Annotated in this window: 19 protein-coding genes; 9 read left to right on the forward strand and 10 right to left on the reverse strand. The window is 71.4% G+C overall.

The annotated features are described in order from the left end of the window. Nucleotides 1-173: 173 nt before the first annotated feature. Together ABEA82_RS00390 and ABEA82_RS00395 are read left to right on the forward strand one after the other, a co-directional pair. Nucleotides 174-1,208 (forward strand): LacI family DNA-binding transcriptional regulator, encoded by a 1,035-nt coding sequence (locus ABEA82_RS00390; RefSeq protein ID WP_345659276.1) that lies wholly within the window; start codon nucleotides 174-176, stop codon nucleotides 1,206-1,208. A 110-nt stretch (nucleotides 1,209-1,318) separates the two neighbouring features. After that, the gene (locus ABEA82_RS00395; protein ID WP_345659277.1) at nucleotides 1,319-2,197 is read left to right on the forward strand and encodes a phosphatase PAP2 family protein; all 879 of its coding nucleotides are present in this window, start codon (nucleotides 1,319-1,321) and stop codon (nucleotides 2,195-2,197) included. Nucleotides 2,198-2,206: 9 nt separating this feature from the next. Here ABEA82_RS00395 and ABEA82_RS00400 read toward each other — a convergent pair whose 3' ends face one another. Then, nucleotides 2,207-5,215, reverse strand: coding sequence for a bifunctional [glutamine synthetase] adenylyltransferase/[glutamine synthetase]-adenylyl-L-tyrosine phosphorylase (locus tag ABEA82_RS00400; RefSeq protein WP_345659278.1), 3,009 nt, complete (start codon nucleotides 5,213-5,215; stop codon nucleotides 2,207-2,209). A gap of 279 nt (nucleotides 5,216-5,494) precedes the next feature. On the opposite strand from ABEA82_RS00400, the gene ABEA82_RS00405 reads away from it, so the two are divergent. Then, the gene (locus tag ABEA82_RS00405; RefSeq protein WP_345659279.1) at nucleotides 5,495-5,941 is read left to right on the forward strand and encodes a VOC family protein; all 447 of its coding nucleotides are present in this window, start codon (nucleotides 5,495-5,497) and stop codon (nucleotides 5,939-5,941) included. Between the two features lie 18 nt (nucleotides 5,942-5,959). Here ABEA82_RS00405 and ABEA82_RS00410 read toward each other — a convergent pair whose 3' ends face one another. The 4 genes from ABEA82_RS00410 to glnA all read right to left on the reverse strand — a co-directional run bounded on the left by ABEA82_RS00410 (nucleotide 5,960) and on the right by glnA (nucleotide 9,052). Further along, entirely contained in the window at nucleotides 5,960-6,505 is a 546-nt protein-coding gene (locus ABEA82_RS00410) for a TetR/AcrR family transcriptional regulator (RefSeq protein ID WP_345659280.1), read from the reverse strand. 19 nt (nucleotides 6,506-6,524) lie between these two features. Beyond that, a complete protein-coding gene (locus ABEA82_RS00415) occupies nucleotides 6,525-7,106 on the reverse strand; it encodes a sugar O-acetyltransferase (RefSeq protein ID WP_345659281.1) in 582 nt (193 codons plus the stop codon). Nucleotides 7,107-7,162: 56 nt separating this feature from the next. After that, the gene (locus ABEA82_RS00420) at nucleotides 7,163-7,594 is read right to left on the reverse strand and encodes a DUF5959 family protein (RefSeq protein ID WP_345659282.1); all 432 of its coding nucleotides are present in this window, start codon (nucleotides 7,592-7,594) and stop codon (nucleotides 7,163-7,165) included. Nucleotides 7,595-7,690: 96 nt separating this feature from the next. Then, entirely contained in the window at nucleotides 7,691-9,052 is a 1,362-nt protein-coding gene (glnA, locus tag ABEA82_RS00425) for a type I glutamate--ammonia ligase (RefSeq protein ID WP_003989771.1), read from the reverse strand. Nucleotides 9,053-9,342: 290 nt separating this feature from the next. Here glnA and ABEA82_RS00430 point away from each other — a divergent pair, with 290 nt between their 5' ends. Then, nucleotides 9,343-10,530, forward strand: coding sequence for a globin domain-containing protein (locus tag ABEA82_RS00430; protein ID WP_345659283.1), 1,188 nt, complete (start codon nucleotides 9,343-9,345; stop codon nucleotides 10,528-10,530). Between the two features lie 36 nt (nucleotides 10,531-10,566). On the opposite strand, the gene ABEA82_RS00435 is transcribed toward ABEA82_RS00430, so the two are convergent. Beyond that, a complete protein-coding gene (locus ABEA82_RS00435) occupies nucleotides 10,567-11,001 on the reverse strand; it encodes an RrF2 family transcriptional regulator (protein WP_345659284.1) in 435 nt (144 codons plus the stop codon). A 198-nt stretch (nucleotides 11,002-11,199) separates the two neighbouring features. On the opposite strand from ABEA82_RS00435, the gene ABEA82_RS00440 reads away from it, so the two are divergent. From ABEA82_RS00440 to ABEA82_RS00460, 5 genes are all read left to right on the forward strand, one after another. Continuing rightward, nucleotides 11,200-11,874, forward strand: a complete 675-nt coding sequence (locus ABEA82_RS00440; RefSeq protein WP_345659285.1) for a thioredoxin-like domain-containing protein — start codon at nucleotides 11,200-11,202, stop codon at nucleotides 11,872-11,874. Then, a complete protein-coding gene (locus ABEA82_RS00445) occupies nucleotides 11,871-12,491 on the forward strand; it encodes a DUF305 domain-containing protein (protein ID WP_345659286.1) in 621 nt (206 codons plus the stop codon). The genes ABEA82_RS00440 and ABEA82_RS00445 overlap by 4 nt, the downstream gene beginning before the upstream one ends. Before the next feature lie 158 nt (nucleotides 12,492-12,649). Next, complete coding sequence (locus ABEA82_RS00450) at nucleotides 12,650-14,590, forward strand: S53 family peptidase (RefSeq protein ID WP_345659287.1); 1,941 nt, start codon at nucleotides 12,650-12,652, stop codon at nucleotides 14,588-14,590. Between the two features lie 88 nt (nucleotides 14,591-14,678). Continuing rightward, nucleotides 14,679-16,433, forward strand: a complete 1,755-nt coding sequence (locus tag ABEA82_RS00455; RefSeq protein ID WP_345659288.1) for an NAD+ synthase — start codon at nucleotides 14,679-14,681, stop codon at nucleotides 16,431-16,433. 121 nt (nucleotides 16,434-16,554) lie between these two features. Then, on the forward strand, nucleotides 16,555-17,373 hold the full coding sequence (locus tag ABEA82_RS00460) for a DUF3592 domain-containing protein (protein ID WP_345659289.1): 819 nt from the start codon (nucleotides 16,555-16,557) through the stop codon (nucleotides 17,371-17,373). Nucleotides 17,374-17,551: 178 nt separating this feature from the next. On the opposite strand, the gene ABEA82_RS00465 is transcribed toward ABEA82_RS00460, so the two are convergent. The 4 genes from ABEA82_RS00465 to ABEA82_RS00480 all read right to left on the reverse strand — a co-directional run bounded on the left by ABEA82_RS00465 (nucleotide 17,552) and on the right by ABEA82_RS00480 (nucleotide 22,424). Beyond that, nucleotides 17,552-18,769 (reverse strand): MFS transporter, encoded by a 1,218-nt coding sequence (locus ABEA82_RS00465; RefSeq protein ID WP_345659290.1) that lies wholly within the window; start codon nucleotides 18,767-18,769, stop codon nucleotides 17,552-17,554. Nucleotides 18,770-18,919: 150 nt separating this feature from the next. Beyond that, complete coding sequence (locus ABEA82_RS00470; protein WP_345659291.1) at nucleotides 18,920-19,969, reverse strand: endonuclease/exonuclease/phosphatase family protein; 1,050 nt, start codon at nucleotides 19,967-19,969, stop codon at nucleotides 18,920-18,922. Between the two features lie 178 nt (nucleotides 19,970-20,147). Next, entirely contained in the window at nucleotides 20,148-20,777 is a 630-nt protein-coding gene (locus tag ABEA82_RS00475) for a TetR/AcrR family transcriptional regulator (RefSeq protein WP_345659292.1), read from the reverse strand. Nucleotides 20,778-20,825: 48 nt separating this feature from the next. After that, on the reverse strand, nucleotides 20,826-22,424 hold the full coding sequence (locus ABEA82_RS00480) for an MFS transporter (protein WP_345659293.1): 1,599 nt from the start codon (nucleotides 22,422-22,424) through the stop codon (nucleotides 20,826-20,828). Nucleotides 22,425-22,453 lie beyond the last annotated feature (29 nt).

Here is a 22,453-nt window from a genome sequence, read left to right on the forward strand (position 1 = left end):
TGCAAGCACTTGCCATCCGTGTCCGCCAGAGGGAACATCCGTTGCGGATCGGACGCCGACCACGATTTCGAGGGACCGCGATGACCAAGCCATCCGCAGCGGGCCGCGCGACGGCACGCACCAGGCGTCCCGTCGGTGTGCAAGCAGAATCCCGGCCGCTACAGTCCGGTGCTGTGACCACCCGGCTTGCCGACATCGCCGCGCAGGCGGGGGTGAGCGAAGCGACCGTCAGCCGCGTCCTCAACGGGAAGCCGGGCGTCGCCGCCACCACCCGCCAGTCCGTGCTGGCCGCCCTCGACGTGCTGGGCTACGAACGCCCGGTGCGGCTGCGCCAGCGCAGCGAGGGCCTGGTGGGCCTGATCACCCCGGAGCTGGAGAACCCGATCTTCCCGGCCCTGGCCCAGGTCATCGGCCAGGCGCTGACCCGGCAGGGCTACACCCCCGTCCTCGCCACCCAGACGCCGGGCGGCTCGACCGAGGACGAGCTCACGGAGATGCTCGTCGACCGCGGGGTCGCCGGCATCATCTACGTCTCCGGGCTGCACGCGGACACCACCGCCGACATGCAGCGCTACGACCGGCTGCGCGCGCAGGGCGTGCCGTACGTGCTGGTCGACGGCTTCTCCCCGAAGGTGCAGGCGCCGTTCATCTCCCCCGACGACCGCGCGGCGATGAACCTGGCGGTCACGCACCTGGTGTCCCTCGGGCACACCCGGATCGGCCTGGCCCTCGGGCCCAAGCGGTTCGTGCCCGTGCAGCGCAAGATCGAGGGGTTCGTGCGCACGATGCAGGACCAGCTGGGCCTCGGCGCCCAGACCGTGGAGACGGAGCTGGTCCAGCACTCCCTCTACACCCTGGAGGGCGGTCAGGCCGCGGCGACGGCGCTGATCGAGCGGGACTGCACGGCCGTGGTGTGCGCCAGCGACATGATGGCGCTGGGCGCGATCCGGGCGGCGCGGCAGCGCGGTCTGGACGTGCCGAAGGACGTCTCCGTGGTCGGCTTCGACGACTCCCCGCTGATCGCCTTCACGGACCCGCCGCTGACCACGATCCGCAAGCCGGTCCCGGCGATGGGGCAGGCGGCCGTGCGCACGCTGCTGGAGGAGATCGGCGGGACGCCCGCGCCGCACAGCGAGTTCGTGTTCATGCCGGAACTGGTGGTGCGTGGCTCGACGGCTTCGGCACCCGGGGAGCGCGGTCGCTCCTAGGCCTCGGAAGCTCCCGAGCTCCATGGCCCGATTTCGCCGCAGAACATGCGGGTCCGACCGGGCCGCGGGATGATCGGTGAGGAAGTCCTTTTCTGGCAGACTCTGCGCCTATGAGTGACACGACCGTGACGACGCCGGAAGGCCGGGAAGCGGCCTTCCCGGACCCCGTCGCGGCCGAGACCCGACAGGGTCCGCTGCACCGGCTGCGCACCCCCCGTCGCCCCCGGTTCTGGTTCGAGATCCTGCTGATCGCGGTCAGTTACTGGACGTACTCGCTGGTCCGCAACGCCGTGCCCGAGCAGCGGGCCGAGGCGCTGCGCAACGCCGACTGGATCTGGCAGGCCGAGCGCTATCTGGGCATCGCGTTCGAGGAGTCGCTCAACCATGCTGTGAACTCGGTGACTTGGCTGATCATCGGCATGAACTACTACTACGCGACGCTCCATTTCGTGGTGACGCTGGGTGTCCTCGTGTGGCTGTACCGTCGCCATCCCGGCCGCTACGCGGCGACCCGCCTGGTGCTGTTCGCGACGACCGCCGTCGCGCTGGCCGGCTACTACCTGTATCCGCTGGCGCCCCCGCGGCTGATGAACGGCGGCGACTTCATCGACACGGTCATGGTCCACCAGACCTGGGGCTCGATGGCGTCCGGCGACCTGAAGCACGTGTCCAACCAGTACGCCGCGATGCCGTCGATGCACATCGGCTGGTCGGTGTGGTGCGGCCTGACGATCTTCGCTCTTTCGAGGGTCCCCTGGGTGCGGGTGCTGGCCCTGCTGTACCCGGCGCTGACGCTGGTGGTGATCGTCGCCACGGCCAATCACTTCTGGCTGGATGCCGTCGGTGGCCTGCTGTGCCTGGCGTTCGGTTTCGCGGTGTCGAGGGTGTGGTACGGCAGGCAGCCGTACGCCCTGCCGAACGCGGTGCCGGCCCAGCGGCCGGACGCGTCCCGGGGCAAGGACGTGCCGTCGGCCCGGGCCAGGGCCTGACCCGGGCCGTCAGCGCTCGGCGGCCCCGTAGAACAGCTCCTCCACCACGGCCCGGGCCCGGCGCGCCGTCCGCCGGTACGCGTCGAGCATGTCGCCCACGTGCCCGGGGCCGTACCCCAGGTACCGGCCCACCGCCGCCAGTTCACGCGGCTCCGAGGGGAACGTGTCGCCGGCCCGGCCGCGTACCAGCATCACCGCGTTGCGGACCCGGGTCGCGAGGACCCAGGCCTCGTCCAGGATCTCCGCGTCCTCGTCCGTGATCAGCCCGGCCGTGCGGGCGGCGGCCAGTGCCTCTCGGGTGCGGGTCGTCCGCAGACCGGGCTCGTCCGCGCCGTGCCGGAGCTGCGTCAGCTGCACGGTCCACTCCACGTCGGACAGACCGCCCGGCCCGAGCTTGGCGTGCAGCTTGGGGTCGGCGCCGCGCGGCAGCCGCTCGGACTCCATACGGGCCTTCAGCCGCCGGATCTCGCGGACGGCCTCGTCGCCGAGCCCGCCCGCCGGGTAGCGCAGCGGGTCGACCAGCTCGATGAACCGGCGGCCCAGGTCCTCGTCCCCGGCCACGGGCTCGGCCCGCAGCAGCGCGTGCGACTCCCACGTCAGGGCCCACCGGCGGTAGTACGCCTCGTACGAGGTGAGGGTCCGCACGAGCGGCCCGGACTTGCCCTCCGGGCGCAGGTCGGCGTCGATGAGCAGGGGCGGGTCGGCGCTCGGGATCTGTAGCAGGCGCCGCATCTCGGAGACGACCTTGTTGGCCGCCTGGGAGGCCTCGCGCTCGTCGACACCGTCGCGTGGCTCGTGCACGAACAGCACGTCCGCGTCGGAGCCGTAGCCCAGCTCGTGCCCGCCGAACCGGCCCATGCCGATGATCGCGAACCGGGTGGGCAGGTTGTCGCCCCAGCCCTCCCGCACCACGGCCCGGAGCGTGCCGGCGAGGGTCGCGGCCGTCAGGTCCGACACCGCGCCGCCGACCAGGTCCACCAGGGCGCCCTGGTCGGCCTCGGCGGGCTGCTCCTCGGTGCCGTAGGAGCCGACGATGTCGGCGGCTGCCGTACGGAACAGCTCGCGGCGGCGCACTCCGCGGGCGGCCGTGACCGCCTGGGCGGACCCGTCGGCCCGGCGCACGGCGGCGAGTATCTCCTGTTCGAGGTGGGGACGGGAGCGCGGCTCGAGGCCGCCGCCGTCCCCGTCGCCGAGCAGCGCCACCGCCTCCGGCGCGCGCATCAGCAGGTCGGGCGCGAGCCGGCCGGCGGACAGCACCCGGGCGAGGTTCTGCGCGGCGGCGCCCTCGTCCCTGAGCAGCCGCAGGTACCAGGGGGTCTTGCCGAGGGCGTCGGACACCTTGCGGAAGTTGAGCAGGCCCGCGTCCGGGTCCGCCGAGTCGGCGAACCAGCCCAGCAGGACGGGGAGCAGGGTGCGCTGGATGGCGGCCTTGCGGGTGACGCCGGAGGCCAGCGCCTCCAGGTGGCGCAGGGCCGAGGCGGGGTCGGCGTAGCCGAGGGCGACCAGGCGTTCCCGGGCCGCCTCGGCGCTCAGCCGGGCCTCGCCGCTCGCGAGCTGGGCGACCGCGTCGAGCAGCGGCCGGTAGAACAGCTTCTCGTGCAGCCGCCGTACGACGGTGGCGTGCCGCTTCCACTCGCGGATCAGCTCGGCGACCGGGTCGGTGCGCAGTCCGAGGGAGCGGCCGATGCGGCGCAGCTCGGCCTCCTCCTCGGGGACGAGGTGGGTGCGGCGCAGCCGGAACAGCTGGATCCGGTGCTCCATGGTGCGCAGGAAGCGGTAGGCCTCGTCGAGTTGCGCGGCGTCGGTCCGGCCCACGTAGCCGCCGGCGGCGAGGGCCCCCAGCGCGTCGAGGGTCGTGCCGCTGCGCAGGGAGGTGTCGGTCCGGCCGTGCACCAGCTGGAGCAGCTGGACGGCGAACTCGACGTCCCTGAGGCCGCCCGGGCCCAGCTTCAGCTGGCGGTCGACCTCGGCGACGGGGATGTTCTCCACGACCCGGCGGCGCATCTTCTGCACGTCGGGGACGAAGTTCTCGCGCTCGGCGGCCTTCCACACCAGGGGCTGGACGGCGGCTACGTACTCCTCGCCGAGCTCCAGGTCGCCGGCGACCGGGCGGGCCTTGAGCAGCGCCTGGAACTCCCAGGTCTTGGCCCAGCGCTGGTAGTAGGCGAGGTGGCTGGAGAGGGTCCGCACGAGCGGGCCGTTCCTGCCCTCGGGACGCAGGTTGGCGTCCACGGGCCAGATGGAGCCCTCGACCGTGGTCTCCGAGCAGATCCGCATCATGTGCGAGGCGAGCCGGGTGGCGGCCCGCACTGACTTGGTCTCGTCGGCACCCTCGACGGCCTCCCCGACGAAGATGACGTCCACGTCGGAGACGTAGTTCAGCTCGTGGCCGCCGCACTTGCCCATCGCGATGACCGCGAGCCGGCACAGCCCGGCGTCCTCCGGCGCGGCGGCCTCGGCGATACGCAGCGCGGCGCGCAGGGTGGCGGTGGCCAGGTCGGCGAGTTCGGCGGCGGACTCGGCGACGCCGGTGGTGCCGCAGACGTCCCGGGCGGCGATGGACAGCAGGCAGCGCCGGTAGGCGACGCGCAGGGAGACCGGGTCGTCCGCCTCGGCGAGACCGGCCTCGAACTCCTCCACCCCGGGGTGCAGGTCGTACGACTCGTACATGACGAGCGCCTGCCAGTCGTCGGGGTGCCGGGTGAGGTGGTCGGCGAGGGCGGTGGAGGCGCCGAGCACGCCGAGGAGCCGGTCGCGCAGGGGCTTGGCGGAGATCAGCGTGTCGAGCAGCTCCTGGCGGGCGCCGGGGTTCGGCTGGGCCTCCAGCAGCCGGACGAGCCCGAGCAGCGCGAGATCGGGGTCGGCGGTCGCGCCCAGCGCGTCCAGCAGCACCGGGTCGTCGCGCAGGGGCGCGAGTTCGGGGCTGTCGAGGAGCCGTTCGGCGGCGGAGGCGTCGGTGAAGCCGTGCCGCAGCAGTCGTGTGAAGGTGCTGCTCCTGCGCCCCGGCGCCGCCGTCATTCCGGGCCTCCCTCGGACTTGCCTCGGACTTTCCTCGGATCAAGGTCGTACGGCTTTGAGCGTAACCGCAGAGCCAGGGGTAAGCGTGGGTGAGTTCGGCGGGCGGACGGGTTCCGCCGCCCGTGAGGACGCCGAGGGGGCCAGGAACGCACGGCGGGGAACTTCGCCGCGTCGCCGTCCACTCGGTGGCGCCGCGCCCCGTTTTCGGCTTCGGTGAGGGGGAGCCGTTCCGCCGGACGAGGTGGCGGCTCGCATGACGCCGGACGAAGGAGTCTCGCCATGGACATCACCCTCGAAGTCATCCCGCTGCCCGTGACCGACATCGACCGCGCCCGGGACTTCTACCGGGACAAGGTCGGCTTCCACGTGGACATCGACCAGGAGGTCATGCCCGGGATGCGGATCGTCCAGCTGACGCCCCCGGGCTCCGGCTGCTCGATCGCCCTCGGCGACTCCATCTGGGAGATGACGCCCGGCCCCACCCCGGCACCCGGCTCCTACCAGGGCCTGCAACTGTGCGTGGCCGACATCAAGGCGGCCCACGCGGAGCTCGTCGCCCGCGGACTCGACGTCTCGGAACCCGTCCAGTACGCCCCCGACGACGGCGCCACCTTCATGCACTTCCAGGACCCGGACGGCAACGGCTGGGCGGTCCAGGAGTACCGGCGGCGGGCGACGGAGCCGCTGCACCGGGTGCTGGCGGACATGAAGCGGCAGCAGGCGTAGTGGGGCCCGGGGCCGTTCTCAGGTCCCGGACGTCATGCGGTGCACCGCCAGTCGCGTGAGCTCACGGCTCTGCGGCTCGGTGTCGAGGGAGCGGTGCAGGGTCAGTCCCTCGATCAGCGCGTCCAGTTGGCGGGCGGTGTCCGTGTCGAAGTGCTGCTCCAGGAGCAGCCGGCTGCGGACCATCCACGCGTGCGTGAGCCGGCGGTACTCCGGCCGCCGGGCGGCCAGGGTGTACAGCTCGTGGGCGAGCACGAGGTCGCGGCGGGGCCCCTCGGAGAGGGCGTGCACGAGGCCCGTGACGGCCTCACGGGCCTCATCGGGCGTCCCGGCGCGACCGAGGTGCTGCTCGAAGACGGCCACGATGTCGTCGGCGAACCGGGTGAAGGCCTCGCGCAGCAGCTCGTCGATGCCGGTGAAGTGGTAGGTCATCGAGCCGAGCGGCACGCCGGCCCGGACGGCGATCTTGCGGTGGGAGACGCCGGCGACTCCCTCGTCGGCGATGTGGTCGAGCGTGGCGGCGATGATGCGTTCGCGGCGCCGCGGGTCCGCGTGCCCGGTGGCCATGGAACTCCTTCTCCGGTGGTCAGAAGTTGCGGACGGGCCGGGCGGGGTTGCCGACGGCGACGACGTTGGCCGGCACGTCCCTGGTCACCACCGCGCCCGCGCCGACGACCGCGTTGTCGCCGATGGTCACGCCCGGGCACACGATGACTCCCCCGCCGAGCCAGACGTTGTCCCCGATGACGATCGGACGCGCGGCCTCCAGCTTGTCCCTGCGCGGCTCCGGCTCCACCGGGTGGGTGGGCGTGAGGAGCTGGACGTTCGGGCCGATCTGGCAGTCCTCCCCGATGGTGATCCGGGCGACGTCCAGCGCGGTCAGGTTGTAGTTGACGAAGGTGCGCGCCCCGATGGAGATGTTGCTGCCGTAGTCGACGTACAGCGGCGGCCGCACGTCGGCCCCCTCGCCCACCTCCCCGAGCAGCTCGCCCAGCATCGGCCGCGCCGTCTCGGCGTCCTCGGTGTAGGCGGCGAGGTACCGGGCGGCGAGCCGCATCGCCCGCTGCTGCCGCCGGGCGATCTCCGGGTCGTCGGCGATGTAGAGGTCGCCGGCGAGCATGCGTTCGAGGTTGGTGCGGGGATCGTTCGCGAAGTAGTCCGTGGCCATGCGTACGATCGTACGCTCTGGATGTACGATCGTACGCTCCTGCCTCGGTTCTCGCCTCAGTTCCCCTCGGGCGGCCAGGTCTCCAGCGCCAGGTCCAGGCGACGGTAGGCGTCGTCGAACCAGGCGTCGGCCAGCGGGACCGTCACCGTCACCGCCGTCAGGGACGCCGAGTGGTCCCGGACCGTGACCCGGCACCGGTCGTCGTCCTGGTCGCGTTCGATGAACAGCCCGGGCGCCCGGGTGTCCGCGCGCCAGGCGATGTCCTGTCCCGCGTCGAGCAGGTCCAGGGCCTGCTGCCACTGGCGCAGGTCACCGGGGAGGAGCCAGGTCGGGAGACCGCCGCTCACGAAGGGCGTGTCGATCCGGAACTCTCCGGCCAGGACGTCGGTCCGGCCGGGATGCTCCCGCCGCTCTCGTCCGGTGATCCGGAGGACGACGCTGTTGCCCTCACCCTCCAGGCGTATCAGGTCGATCGGCTCCTCAGCCATGGGGCACCTTCCAGTTCGCGCACGCCGAGGGCCGACGGCTCACGGCCGTCGGCCCCATGTTCCGGTCGCGGGGGAAACCCCGCTCCACCCTGTCTTTTACAGCGCCGGCAGGTTCTTCCGCAGCTCGAACGCGGTCACCTCGGACCGGTACTCCTCCCACTCCTGCCGCTTGTTGCGCAGGAAGAAGTCGAAGACGTGCTCGCCGAGGGTCTCGGCGACCAGGTCGCTGCGTTCCATCAGGGTCAGGGCCTCGCCGAGGTTCTGGGGGAGCGGCTCGATGCCCATCGCGCGGCGCTCCGCGTCGGAGAGGGCCCAGACGTCGTCCTCGGCGCCCGGCGGGAGCTCGTAGCTCTCCTCGATGCCCTTGAGGCCGGCGGCGAGCAGGACCGCGTAGGCCAGGTACGGGTTCGCCCCGGAGTCCAGGGAGCGGACCTCCACACGCGCCGAGCCCGTCTTGCCGGGCTTGTACATCGGCACGCGGACCAGCGCCGAGCGGTTGTTGTGGCCCCAGCAGATGTACGAGGGGGCCTCGCCGCCCGCACCCGCCGTGCGCTCCGCGCCGCCCCAGATGCGCTTGTAGGAGTTGACCCACTGGTTGGTGACCGCGGAGATCTCCGCCGCGTGCCGCAGCAGGCCGGCGATGAAGGAGCGGCCCACCTTCGACAGCTGGTACTCCGAGCCCGACTCGTAGAACGCGTTGCGGTCACCCTCGAAGAGCGACAGGTGGGTGTGCATGCCGCTGCCGGGGTGCTCGGAGAACGGCTTCGGCATGAACGTCGCCTGGACGCCCTGCTCCAGCGCCACCTGCTTCATGACCAGGCGGAACGTCATGATGTTGTCGGCCGTGGAGAGCGCGTCGGCGTAGCGCAGGTCGATCTCCTGCTGGCCGGGGGCGCCCTCGTGGTGGGAGAACTCGACCGAGATGCCCATCGACTCCAGCATGGTGATCGCCTGGCGGCGGAAGTCCATGCCGACGTTGGTCGGGGTGTGGTCGAAGTAGCCGGAGTTGTCGGCGGGCGTCGGGCGGCTGCCGTCCAGCGGCCGGTCCTTCAGCAGGAAGAACTCGATCTCCGGGTGCGTGTAGAACGTGAAGCCCAGGTCGGAGGTGCGGGCCAGGGCGCGCTTGAGCACGTAGCGCGGATCGGCGAAGGACGGGGAGCCGTCCGGCATGAGGATGTCGCAGAACATCCGGGCCGTGCCCGGCGCCTCCGCGCGCCAGGGCAGGATCTGGAAGGTCGACGGGTCCGGCTTGGCGATCATGTCGGACTCGTAGACCCGGGCGAAGCCCTCGATCGCGGAGCCGTCGAAGCCGATGCCCTCGTCGAAGGCCTGCTCCAGCTCGGCCGGGGCCACGGCGACGGACTTGAGGAAGCCCAGCACGTCCGTGAACCACAGGCGTACGAACCGGATGTCGCGCTCCTCCAACGTCCGGAGCACGAACTCCTGCTGCTTGTCCATCTTCCGCTTCCCCATCCTTGCTGGTCAGGCCGCCTTCTCTTCCGTACCACGGGAGGCGGTCGGGCACCTGAGCATCCCACCACACCATTTCGTACGCGTTGCACACCATGATCGCCCGGACGACCCGGATCCGAACGCTCCTGTACGGCGGGTGGACTGCTCTACCGCCCATAGTGCCTGCTCGCGCCCGCGTCCGTAATGGCCGGTCCCTTTCGCCGCTCCGACCCTTAATTTGCATCTCAGATGCAACTTTAAATATCGTGCGCCCAGTCGAGCACCGAGGAGCCCCGATGCTGTCCGAGCCGTCCGCCGCCACCGTCCGCGCCACCCTCCCCGCCGTCGGCGCGGCCCTGGGCACGATCACCGAGCGTTTCTACGCCGGACTCTTCGCGGCCCACCCCGAGCTGCTGGACGACCTGTTCAACCGGGGCAACCAGGCCGCCGGCACCCAGCGGCAGGCCCTCGCCGGTTCCATCGCCGCCTTCGCCACCCACCTGCTCGACCACCCGGAGCAGCGGCCGGACGCGATGCTGCACCGCATCGCCCACAAGCACGCCTCGCTGGGTGTCACGCCCGAGCAGTACGGGATCGTCCACGAGCACCTGTTCGCCGCCATCGCCGAGGTACTCGGCGACGCCGTCACGCCCGAGGTCGCCGCCGCCTGGGACGAGGTCTACTGGCTGATGGCGAACGCCCTCATCGCCGTCGAGCAGCGGCTGCGGGAGGAGCGGGGCGGGCACACCTGGCGCTCCTGGGAGGTCGTCGAGCGGGTCGCCGAGACCGACGACGTCGCCACCTTCCGGTTGCGGCCCGCCGACGACGGCCCGGTGCGGGACTTCCTGGCGGGCCAGTACGTCTCGGTCCGCGTCGCCCTCCCGGACGGCGCCCGGCAGATACGGCAGTACAGCCTCTCCGGGGCACCCGGCCCGGAGCTGCGGCAGATCAGCGTGAAGCGGGTCCACGAGGACGGCGCCCCCGACGGCGAGGTCTCCAGTCACCTCCACGCGCGCGTGGAGGTGGGTGACGTCCTGGAGCTGTCCGAGCCGTACGGCGACCTGGTCCTGGACGCCGACTCCGACACGCCGCTGCTGCTGGCCTCGGCGGGCATCGGTGTGACCCCGATGACCGCGATGCTGGCGCACCTCGCCGGCACGGGACACCGCGCCCCGGTCACCGTCGTGCACGGCGACCGCTCCCCCGCCACCCACGCCCTGCGCGCCGACCACGAGGCCTACGCCGCCAAGCTGCCCGACGCCGCCGTCCACTTCTGGTACGAGCAGGACGCCCCGGCGGGCACCCGCTCGGGCCTGGTCGACCTCACCGGCGTCCCGGTCGCCCCGGGCACGCGCGCGTACCTGTGCGGCCCGCTGCCGTTCATGCGGGTGGTCCGGGCCCAGCTGATCGACCGGGGCGTGGCACCGGCCGACATCCACTACGAGGTGTTCGGGCCGGACCTGTGGCTGGCCGGGCAGGCGTAACCGGGCGCCACCCCCTCGGCCCCCAGGGCCCCGCCCCTAAGGCCCCCGCGAGATCCCCAGCAGCAGCGCCCCGGTCGGCTCCGAGACGATGTCCGCCACGGTGATCGGGTCCAGTGAGGCGAAGAACGCCTCCTGGGCCCGGCGCAGGGCGCCGCGCAGCCGGCAGGCGGAGTTCAGGGGGCAGGGGGTGGGGCCCTCGCAGTCGACCACGTCGCCGTCGCCCTCGAAGGCGCGCACCACGGCTCCCACCGATGCCGCGCGGCCCTGCTCGGTGAGACTGAGGCCGCCGCCACGGCCGCGCCGGGCGGTGAGCAGGCCCATGTGCTGGAGCTCGGCGACGACCTTCGCCAGATGCGTGTACGGCACGTCCATGCCCTCGGCGACGTCCCGCGTCGTCGGACTCGACTCGCCCGCGACGGCGAGCCGCATCAGAACCCGCAGGGCGAGGTCGGTGGAGCGCAGCAGCCGCATGCGGGCAGCGTAGATAACCGGCATCTCGGGTTCAAATTTTCAGACGCCTGGTCCAGGCGGCGGACACCCGAAGCTGTCGGGCACCTGTCGGTGCCGTATCGATTCGGCCCATTCCCGCGACCGCGCTACGTAAGGCCAGGTCTCCCCCATTACGATCAGCCCACCCGACCGTCCCACTTTCCCCACGAAGGACACCTCATGGGCTCCGCCAACAAGAGCAACACGGCACGCAAGGCTCGAATAGAGGAGATGCGGCGTGCCGAGCAGGCCCGTGAGCGTCGCAACCGGATCCTCACCATCGCGGCCAGCGTCGTGGTGGTCGGCGGCCTCGTCGTCGGCGGTGTCGTGCTCGTGCGGTCCCAGTCCGGCGGCGACGGCGGCAGCGACACCGCCGCGTCGAGCGACTCCTCGGCCAAGGGGAAGTTCGTCACCGGCAAGGACGGCGTGAAGACCTGGGAAGGGGACCTGGCCCGCAACCACGTCACCAAGGCCGTGAAGTACGCCTCCGAGCCCCCGGTCGGCGGTGACCACAACCCGGTCTGGCAGAACTGCAACGGCGACGTGTACACCAAGAAGATCAACAACACCAACGCCGTGCACTCGCTGGAGCACGGGGCGGTGTGGGTGACGTACAACGCCGAGGCGAAGAAGGCCGACGTGGACGCGCTCGCGGCGAAGGTGAAGAAGACGCCGTACACGCTGATGAGCCCGATGGACGACCAGAAGGACCCGATCATGCTCTCGGCCTGGGGCCACCAGCGCACGGTGAAGAGCGCGAGCGACCCGGACGTCGACAAGTTCCTCGAGAAGTTCGTCCAGGGCAAGCAGACGCCCGAGCCGGGCGCCGCCTGCACGAACGGTCTGTCGCAGTGAGGCATGCCGGTCTGGTCGCCGGGGCCGCGGCGACGGCGGTCGTCGCGGCCGGCGCGATCACCTACGCCGTCGCGGGTGACGACGGCGGCAGCCGGACCCCCTCCGCCGAGTCCGCGGACGCCGGGTTCGCGCGGGACATGGCGGTGCACCACCAGCAGGCGGTGGAGATGTCGTACATCGTGCGCGACCGCACGAAGGACGAGGAGGTGCGGCGCCTCGCCTACGACATCGCGCAGACGCAGGCCAACCAGCGCGGCATGATGCTCGGCTGGCTCGACCTGTGGGAGCTGCCCAAGGTCTCCTCCGAGCCGCCGATGACCTGGATGGACATGGGCGGCATGGCCTCCGGCAAGGACGGCGCGCTGATGCCGGGCATGGCGACCGGCGCGGAGATGAAGAAGCTCGGCGAGCTCAGCGGGAAGCAGGCCGAGGTCTTCTACCTCCAGCTGATGACGGCCCATCACAAGGGCGGCGTCCATATGGCCGAGGGCTGTGTGGAGAAGTGCGCGGTCGGCGTGGAGAAGCGGCTCGCGCGGGGCATGGTGGAGGCGCAGCGGTCGGAGATCGCGTTGATGACGGACATGCTGAAGGAGCGCGGCGCCGAGCCACGCCCCTAGGGCATAAGCGTCAAATCGCCCCGCCCTGCGGCTCCTTGGGCTCTTCTTGGCCTGGGTAGGGCGCTTCTTGGGCTCCGTATTCCCCTTGCGTGAACGGTTCGTCGCGAGAGTGGCGACCGTCGAGTGATCCACTCGCGACGGACCGCACAGGGGGTTCCATGAGATCCAACCGCGCCACCGTGCGCGCCGGGGTGAGCATGGCAGCGACACTGCCGATGCTCGCCGGTGCGCTGGCGCTCGGCATACCCGCGGCGCACGCCGCCGGCCATCCGGGCCGTGACCCGCTCGCCGGGACCAGGCCCGCCTGGGCCACGACACGGGCCGACCAGGGCGCCACGTCCGACGGCGCCCAGCTGTCGGCCCGGGTCTATCTCCGGGGCCGCGACGCCACCGGCCTCGCCGCGTACGCGAAGGCCGTGTCCGACCCGAAGTCGGCCTCGTACGGCAAGTACCTGACCGCCGGGCAGGCCCAGGCCCGTTTCGGCGCGACCAGGGCTCAGGTGGCAGCCGTCAAGGCGTGGCTGACGGGTGCGGGGCTGAAGGTCACGGGCGTGACGCGGCACCACGTCGCCGTCACCGGTGACGTGGCCGCCGCCGAGAAGGCGTTCGGTACCCAGCTGCACGACTTCGCCAAGGGCTCGAAGACCTACCGCGCACCGGCGAGCACCGTCTCCGTGCCGGAGAGCCTGGCGGGCGCCGTCCTGACCGTCACCGGCCTGGACAACGCGCCGCACCGGGTGACGCACGACGACCGGCTGCCGCCGCCGGACACCGTGTTCCGCAACGCGGGGCCGTTCTCCTCGTACTACGGTTCGAAGATCGCGAGCACGCTGCCGGACGCGTACGGCACGAAGATCCCGTACGCGGTCAAGGGCTACACCGGCAAGCAGCTGCGGGCCGCCTACGGCGCGGGCACGCGCACCGGCAAGGGCGTCCGGGTCGCCATCACGGACGCCTACGCCTCACCGACCATCGCCTACGACGCCGGCACCTACGCCTCGCGGAACGGCGACGCGGCGTGGAAGACCGGCCAGCTGCACCAGGTGCTGCCGAAGAAGTACACGAACACCAAGGACTGTTCGGCCTCCGGCTGGTACGGCGAGGAGACCCTCGACGTCGAGGCCGTGCACGCGGTCGCGCCGGCCGCCGACGTCACCTACGTCGGCGCCGCGTCCTGCACCGACGCCGACCTGCTGGACGCGCTCGGCAAGGTCGTCGACGACCACCTGGCCGACATCGTCTCCAACTCCTGGGGCGAGGTCGAGGCGGCCCAGACGCCCGACCTCGCGGCCGCCTACGACCAGGTCTTCCAGCTCGGCGCGGTCGAGGGCATCGGCTTCTACTTCTCCTCCGGCGACGACGGCGACGAGGTCGCGAGCTCCGGGACGAAGCAGGTCGACTCCCCGGCCGACTCGGCCTGGGTGACCGCCGTCGGCGGCACCTCGCTGGCCGTCGGCAAGGGCGACACGTACCTGTGGGAGACCGGCTGGGGCACCGAGAAGGCCGTTCTGTCGGCCGACGGCAAGAGCTGGACGGACTTCCCCGGTGCGTTCACGTCCGGCGCGGGCGGCGGCACCAGCAGGACGGTGGCCGAGCCCGCCTACCAGCGGGGGGTCGTACCCGACGCGCTGGCCACGGCCGACGACGCGGCCGGCAACCGGGTCGTCCCGGACATCGCGGCGATCGCCGACCCGAACACCGGCTTCCTGGTCGGCCAGACGCAGACCCTGCCCGACGGGAAGAAGCAGGCGTACGGCGAGTACCGCATCGGCGGCACCTCCCTCGCCGCGCCGGCCATCGCCGCCGTCCAGGCCCTGGCCCAGGAGGCGCGCGGCAAGGCGATCGGCTTCGCCAACCCGGCGATCTACGCCAAGCCCGGCTCGAAGGTCTACCACGACGTCACCGACAACCCGACGGGCTCCGGCCTCGCCGTGGCCCGCGTCGACTTCGTGAACGGCTACGACGCCACGGACGGTCTTGCCACGTCCGTGCGCAGCCTCGGCAAGGACAGTTCGCTCGCGGCCGTGAAGGGCTACGACGACGTCACCGGCGTGGGCTCGCCCGCCAACGGCTACGTCGAGTCGTACGGGCGCCGCTGAGGTTCTCCGTCGAGTTTCTCCGGGGGACGGGGTGGCCCGGGTGACCCAGGCCACCCCATTGCGTCGCTCTGACGATTACACTGGGCCCGTGCCTCAACTACGTCTCGCCCTGAACCAGATCGACTCGAGCGTCGGCGACCTCGCCCAGAACGCCGAGTCGATCGTCCGCTGGACCCGGCACTCCGCCGAGCAGGGAGCGCATCTCGTGGCGTTCCCGGAGATGGCGCTGACCGGGTATCCCGTCGAGGACCTCGCGCTCAGGTCGTCCTTCGTGGAGGCCTCCCGGGCGGCGCTGCGAAGTCTCGCCGCCCGGCTGGCCGACGAGGGCTTCGGCGAGCTGCCGGTGATCGTCGGCTACCTCGACCGCAGCGCGACCGCCCAGCCGAAGTACGGCCAGCCGGCCGGCGCGCCGCAGAACGCGGGAGCGGTGCTGTACGGCGGGGAGGTGGTCCTGAACTACGCCAAGCACCACCTGCCGAACTACGGCGTCTTCGACGAGTTCCGCTACTTCGTGCCCGGCGACAGCATGCCGGTGCTGCGCGTGCACGGTGTGGACGTCGCCCTGGCCATCTGCGAGGACCTGTGGCAGGACGGCGGCCGGGTCCCGGCGGCCCGCTCGGCGCGGGCGGGTCTGCTGCTCTCGATCAACGCCTCCCCCTACGAGCGCAACAAGGACGACACGCGCCTGGACCTGGTCCGCAAGCGGGCCCAGGAGGCCGGCTGCACCACGGCCTACCTCGCCATGATCGGCGGCCAGGACGAGCTGGTGTTCGACGGCGACTCGATCGTCGTGGACAAGAACGGCGAGGTCGTGGCCCGGGCTCCGCAGTTCTCCGAGGGCTGTGTGGTCCTGGACCTGGACCTGCCGGCGGCGTCGCCGGACGCGCCGACGGGTGTCGTCGACGACGGCCTGCGCATCGACCGGGTGGTGCTGTCGGAGGAGCCTCTCCCCGCGTACGAGCCGGAGCTCACGGGCGGTTACGCGGACCGCCTGGACGACGACGAGGAGGTCTACTCGGCGCTGGTCGTGGGCCTGAGGGCGTACGTCGCGAAGAACGGCTTCACGTCGGTCCTGATCGGCCTGTCCGGCGGCATCGACTCGTCGCTGGTCGCGGCGATCGCCTGCGACGCGGTGGGCGCGCAGAACGTGTACGGCGTGTCGATGCCGTCGAAGTACTCCTCGGACCACTCGAAGGACGACGCGGCGGAACTGGCCCGGCGCACGGGCCTGAACTACCGCACGGTCGCCATCGAGCCGATGTTCGACGCGTACATGGGTTCCCTGGGTCTGTCGGGCCTGGCCGAGGAGAACCTCCAGTCGCGCCTGCGCGGCACGCTCCTGATGGCGATCTCCAACCAGGAGGGTCACATCGTGCTGGCCCCCGGCAACAAGTCGGAGCTGGCGGTCGGTTACTCGACGCTCTACGGCGACTCGGTCGGGGCGTACGGCCCGATCAAGGACGTGTACAAGACGTCGATCTTCCGCCTGTCCGAGTGGCGCAACCGGGCCGCCCGGGAACGCGGCCAGACCCCGCCGATCCCCGAGAACTCCATCACCAAGCCCCCGAGCGCGGAACTCCGCCCGGGCCAGGTCGACACGGACTCGCTCCCCGACTACCCGGTGCTGGACGCGATCCTGGAGCTGTACGTCGACCGGGACCGGGGCGCGGACGAGATCGTGGCGGCCGGGTACGACCCCGCCCTGGTCACGAAGACCCTGCGCATGGTGGACACGGCGGAGTACAAGCGACGGCAGTACCCGCCGGGGACGAAGATCTCGGCGAAGGGCTTCGGCAAGGACCGTCGGCTGCCGATCACCAACGCCTGGCGGGAGTCGCTCTGACGAGGCCCTTTCGAGGCTCCCCGCTCACGGGCCGAGGGGCCGACGGCCACAGACCGTCGGCCCCGGCCCTCCAGCGGGCCTCGACGTGCAACCGTCCGTCGAACGCGGCCGTCATAGGAGCGTGACGACAACGCCTTCTCCGCCTTCCCTCGTCCTGCGTGGCCGCAATGCCACGGCCCGATTCGCCGGTGATGGCGACCATGTGGAGTGGGAGCAGGACGGACGTACTCTGCGGATCCCGCTGGAGGGCATCGAGGAGGTCCGCAGCCTCGAGCGCGCCGTCGAGGTCGTTCTCACGTCCGCGCGGGTCGGCCGTCCGGCCGCTGTGTACGCGCTGCACGGTGCCGGCGCCCCCGCTGTCGCCGCGTTCAGTGCCGCCGTACAGGCCCGCCTTCGGGAACGGGCCCCCGACAGGCCACGAGCGGACGGTGAGGACCTGGTCGTGACCGTCTCCGTGCGGACGGGCCGGCGGCTCACCCGGCGCGCCTCGGCCATCGCCGCCGCGATCGCCGTCTGCGTGGCGATCGATGTGACGGTGTGGCTCCTCGGTGGCTCGCAGCCCGTGGTGGCACTGCCACTTGCCCAGCTCTTCGCGGCGGCGGGCGTGTTCATTCTGACGTTCCTGGGACGGGGCCTGTACGACGGCCGGCGCCTGCCCGAGCACGGCATCACCGTGCTGGCCGAACTCGACCACTACACCCACAACACCAAGGTGTACCGGTACACGGACCTCGACGGCGAAGTCCACTACTACCGGGAGGCGACGGGAGGACAGCAGCTGGAGCTCAGCTACGACCCCCGGCGCCCCAGCCGGGCCGTCGCCCGCCTGTCCCCCTACATGCAGGTCATGATGGCCCTGATGACGCTGGTGGGCCTCGCGATGGCCTGCGCGGGGGTCGGGTTCACGTTCCACGAACTCGCCGTCGCACTGCGCGGATGACACGTGGCTCTTCAGCGAGTTCCACCTGGTCGCCGGACTCGCGAACCGGCCGGTGAAGGTCCTCACCACGCCGACCGGTGCGGTGGTGGTCGCGGCCCGCAGGGGCTGACCGGACGAACGCAGCGGCGGTTCGCAGGATCCTCACCTGCGAACCGCCGCTCCTGTCATCGGGACCGCGTCAGTGGTGCACCGTTTCCACCTCCTGCGGGACGTGGCTCGCCACGACCCGCTCGTGCCCGGTGGCCGGCAGCGCGCGCCGGTCCACCGCGTAGGCCAGCGAGGCCACACCCAGACCGAGGACGGCCAGGGCCGCGCCGGCCAGCGCCGGGGAGGTGACCCCGAAGCCCGCGGCCAGCGCGAGGCCGCCGATCCAGGCGCCGCCGGCGTTGGCCAGGTTGAAGGCGGCCTGGTTGGCGGAGGAGGCCAGGGACGGGGCCGAGGAGGCCTTCTCCATGACCATCAGCTGGAGCGGGGAGCCGGTGGCGAAGGCCGCCATGCCGAGCAGGATCACGGCGACGGCGGCGGTGACCTCCGTGCGCATCAGGACCGGGAACAGCGCGAGGACGACCACCAGCGAGCTCAGGCCGCCGAACAGCGTGCCCCGCAGGGAGTGGTCGGCCAGTCGGCCGCCCAGCAGGTTGCCGGCGGTCGCGCCGACACCGAACAGGGCGAGCAGCAGGGTCACGCTGGCGTCGGCATAGCCGGCGGCGTCCATGAGCATCGGCGTGATGTAGCTGTACGCCGCGAAGAGGGCGCCGAAGCCCGCGACCGTGGTGCCGAGCGACAGCCAGACCGGGACGGAGCGCAGGGCGGCGAGTTCGCCGCGCAGGCCCTTGGCGGTGGTGTGCTCGTGGTCGTGCGGGATGAGGAACGCGAGCGCGGCGATCGCCGCCAGGCCGATGGCGCTGACGCCGAGGAAGGTCGCCCTCCAGCCGAGGTTCTGGCCCATGAGGGTCGCGACCGGTACGCCCGCGACGTTCGCGACCGTCAGGCCGAGGAACATCAGCGAGACCGAGCGCGCCTTGCGTTCGGGGGCGACCATGTTCGTGGCGACGACGGCGCCGACGCCGAAGAAGGCGCCGTGCGGCAGACCGCTCAGGAAGCGGGCCGCCAGCAGCCAGCCGTTGTCGGGCGCGAGGGCCGACAGCGCGTTGCCCACGACGAACAGCCCCATCAGCCCGATCAGGACCGTGCGGCGGGACATCTTGGCGGTGACCGCGGCCAGCAGCGGGGCGCCGATGACGACGCCCAGCGCGTACGCCGACACCAGATGGCCGGCGCTGGGTATCGAGATGTGCAGGTCGTCCGCGACATCGGGCAGCAGCCCCATCATCACGAACTCGGTGGTACCGATGCCGAAGGCGCCCACGGCGAGGGCGAGCAGGGCCAGGGGCATGTCGAACCTTTCGAGACTTGCTTGGGGATCCGTACTTTGTATGTTCAAGTACGGAACAAAGTCTCGCAGGCCGACTATTCCGTGAGGTTCCCGAGAAGTGAAGCCAGGGTTGCCGATCCGGGCCCGAACCGCTCTGACCAGCGGTTTCCCTCAGCCGCCTGTGGTGACCCTCACACGTGCCGCTATGGGCAGATGATCGCTGCCCGTCTGCGGAAGGGTCCACGAGCTCTCCGGCTTCAGGCCCTTGACCATGATCTGGTCGATCCGCGCCATGGGGAACGACGCGGGCCAGCTGAACCCGAAGCCGCTGCCCGCCGCGCCCTGGGTGGAGCGCATCTGGGCGGTGACGGCGTTGAGCGCGCGGTCGTTCATCGTGCCGTTCAGGTCACCGAGGAGTACGACGTTCTTCAGCGGTTCGTGGGCGATGGCCTCGCCCAGGAAGTCGGCGCTCCGGTCGCGCTGCCGGGCCGTGAACCCGGCCTCCATCTTCACGCGCACCGACGGCAGATGGGCGACGTAGACCGCGACCTGCCCGGCCGGCGCGCTCACGGTGGCGCGCATCGCCCGCGTCCAGCCCAAGTCGATGTCGACGTCCCGCACACCGGTCAGCGGGTACTTGCTCCACACTCCGACCGTGCCCTGCACCGCGTGGTACCGGTACGTCGACGCCAGCGCCTTCTCGTACGTCGGGACGGCCTCCTCCGTCAGCTCCTCCAGGGCCAGCACGTCCGCGCCGGAGGCGGCCACGTCACGGGCGGTGCCGGACGGGTCCGGGTTCTCGGCGTTGACGTTGTGCGTGACCACGGTCAGATCGCCGCCGGAGGCGGTCTTGTCGGTGAGCTGGCCGCCGAAGAGGTTCAGCCAGACCATCGACGGCAGCAGCACGGCGATCAGCGCGGTCGCCGACCTGCGCACCAGGGCGAGCACGAGCAGCACCGCGACGAGGAGCCCCAGCCAGGGCAGGAACGTCTCGGTGAGACTGCCCAGGTTGCCGATCTTGTTCGGGATGTGCGAGTGCAGCAGCATCACCACGGCCAGCAGTACCGCGCCGAGGGCGACGAACAGGCCCCGCCGCCAGATCCGCGGGTCGCCCCGCCGGCCGCCGAGCAGCCGGTCGAACAGGCGCCGAAGCCGGTTCCCCCGGGGCTCGTGCCCCGAGCCGCCGTTGTCCGTCTCCGTCATGTACGCCTGCTGCGCCATACCGTCGCCTCACTGCCTGCCGTGCACACCATCGCCCCCGTGTCTTTACGACCCTAGGGGATGATCCGTTCCGTTCCCGCCGTCCCTCGACGGCCGTACGGGGGCGAGGACGTTCGAGCCGGTGCGGCGAGTTCCGGTACGGCCCGGGGTAAGCGCCCTCTGTGACGAAACGCGCACACTAGCGGGCAGGTGGCCTGACGGGGCGTAGGCCTTCGAGCAGCGTGTCGACGACCCGGGCGGCGAGGTCGTCGGGAAGGTCGGCGTCCGGACGCAGGAGGGAGCGTACGAGCACGGGCCCGATGAACATGTCGCTCAGCAGCTCGACATCGACGTCCGTGCGCAACTCCCCGTTCTCCTGGCCGCGTCGCAGGACCTCCAGCCCGAGCCGGCGGCGCGGCGCTATGACGGTGGCGTGGTACGCCGACCAGATCTTCGGGCTGCTCTTCATCTGTGCGTGCACGTTGTGCAGGATCGCCGACGAGCGGCTGGCCAGGCCCCGCCGGCGCGCCTGTTCGAGAATGACCACGAGGTCGTCGCGCAGGGAGGTGCCGGGGAGCGGGGGGTCGTCGGGTTCGGCGGCGCGCAGGACGTCGACGAAGAGTTCCTCCTTGCCGCTCCAGCGGCGGTAGATGGTGGCCTTGCCGACCCCGGCGGTGCGGGCGACGCGCTCGATGGACAGCTCCGCGAGCGGCACGCCCTCCTCCAGGAGCTTCATCACGCCCTCGATGATGGCCCGTTCGACGGCCTCGCTTCTGGGGCGGCCCCTCGGGGGCCCGTCGTGCCGGGGGTGCCTTTCGGCGAGGCTCACGTCGCTCCGTCCCTTCTCGACCGGGTGTCGCTGCATTCTCGCGCAGGACTACGACCGCGCGTCCGACAACTCCTTCTCCTCCTCCCCCGGCCGGGACGCCGGGAGCTTGCCGGGCAGGAACAGCGCCACGACGACCGTGCCGATCAGCGCGACGCCCGCGCCCCACAGGGCGGTGACGTGCATCGCGTGCAGGAACGCGTCGTTGGCCGGGGTGACCAGGGCCTCGCCGCGCGGGCCGAGCTTCGCCGCGACACCGAGGGTGGCCTCGATGGACTCCCCCGCGGTGTGGCGGACGGCCGGGGGCAGCAGGCCCAGCTTGTCCTCGATGCCCGTGCGGTACGCCGTGGACAGCACCGAGCCGAGGACGGCGATGCCGAGGGCGCCGCCGACCTGCCGGAAGGTGTTGCTGAGCGCGGAGGCGGATCCGGCCTTCTCGCGGGGCAGGGCCTGCATGATGACGACGCTGACCGGCGTCATGATGTGCGCCATGCCGGTGCCCATGAGGAAGAAGACGACTTCCAGGATCCAGATGGGCGTGTCCGCGTCCAGCGTGGCGAAGGCGGCCAGCATCGCGGCGATGACCAGCATGCCGGCGGTCGTGGTGGCCTTGTTGCCGAAGCGGTCGACCAGCAGCCGGGCGCGTGGCGCGAAGATCATCTGGGCGGCGGCCAGCGGCAGCATCAGCAGACCGGTCTGCAGCGGCGAGTAGCCGCGCACGCTCTGCGTGTAGAAGACGGAGAAGAAGGTCACGCCCATCAGCGCGAAGAAGACCAGCGCGATGGCGGCGATGGCCGCCGAGAAGACCTTGTTCTTGAAGTACGTGACGTCGATGGACGGATGGTCGCTGCGCTTCTCGAACACGACGAAGGCGACGAGCACGGCGAGTCCGGCCCCGATCGTCGACAGCACGGTGACGTCGCCGAAGTCGGCGAGCTGGCCGCCCTTGATGATGCCGTAGACGAGCAACACAAGGCCGACGACGGACAGCACCACGCCGACGGGGTCGATGCGGCCCGGGTGCGGGTCGCGGGAGTCGGGCACCAGCCACAGCATCAGCGCCAGCGCGAGCAGCACGATCGGCACGTTGATGAGGAAGACCGAGCCCCACCAGAAGTGGTCGAGGAGCACCCCGCCGGTGATGGGCCCGATGGCGATGGCGAGGCCGACTCCACCGGCCCAGATGCCGATGGCCTTCGGTTGCTCGTCGCGCTCGAAGACGTTCATGAGGACGGCGAGGGTGGCGGGCATCACGAACGCGGCCCCGAGGCCCATCACGGCACGGAACGTGATCAGCTCCCCCGGGGAGCCGGAGAACGCGGCGAACGCCGAGCCGAGGCCGAACACGAGGAGACCGCCGAGCAGGACCTTCTTGCGGCCCAGCCGGTCACCGAGCAGCCCGGCCGTGAACAGCAGGCCCGCGAAGACGAGGGTGTAGGCGTTGATCGCCCACTCCAGCTCGCTCTGCGTGGCGCCCAGGCCGGTCGGGGCCGGGGTGGAGATCGTCTTGATGGCGACGTTCAGGATCGAGTTGTCGAGTACGACGATCAGCAGGCTCAGCATCAGTACGCCGAGGATCGCCCAGCGGCGCCGGTGCACCGCTTCCGGTATCCGGGGGCTCGCGGGTGCCCGGTCGGCAGGAGAAGTCATGCCGTCGAGCCTAGGACCATTGCGATACG

Origin of the sequence: Streptomyces venetus (genome assembly GCF_039540295.1) — a bacterium.
Lineage (GTDB): Bacteria > Actinomycetota > Actinomycetes > Streptomycetales > Streptomycetaceae > Streptomyces > Streptomyces venetus.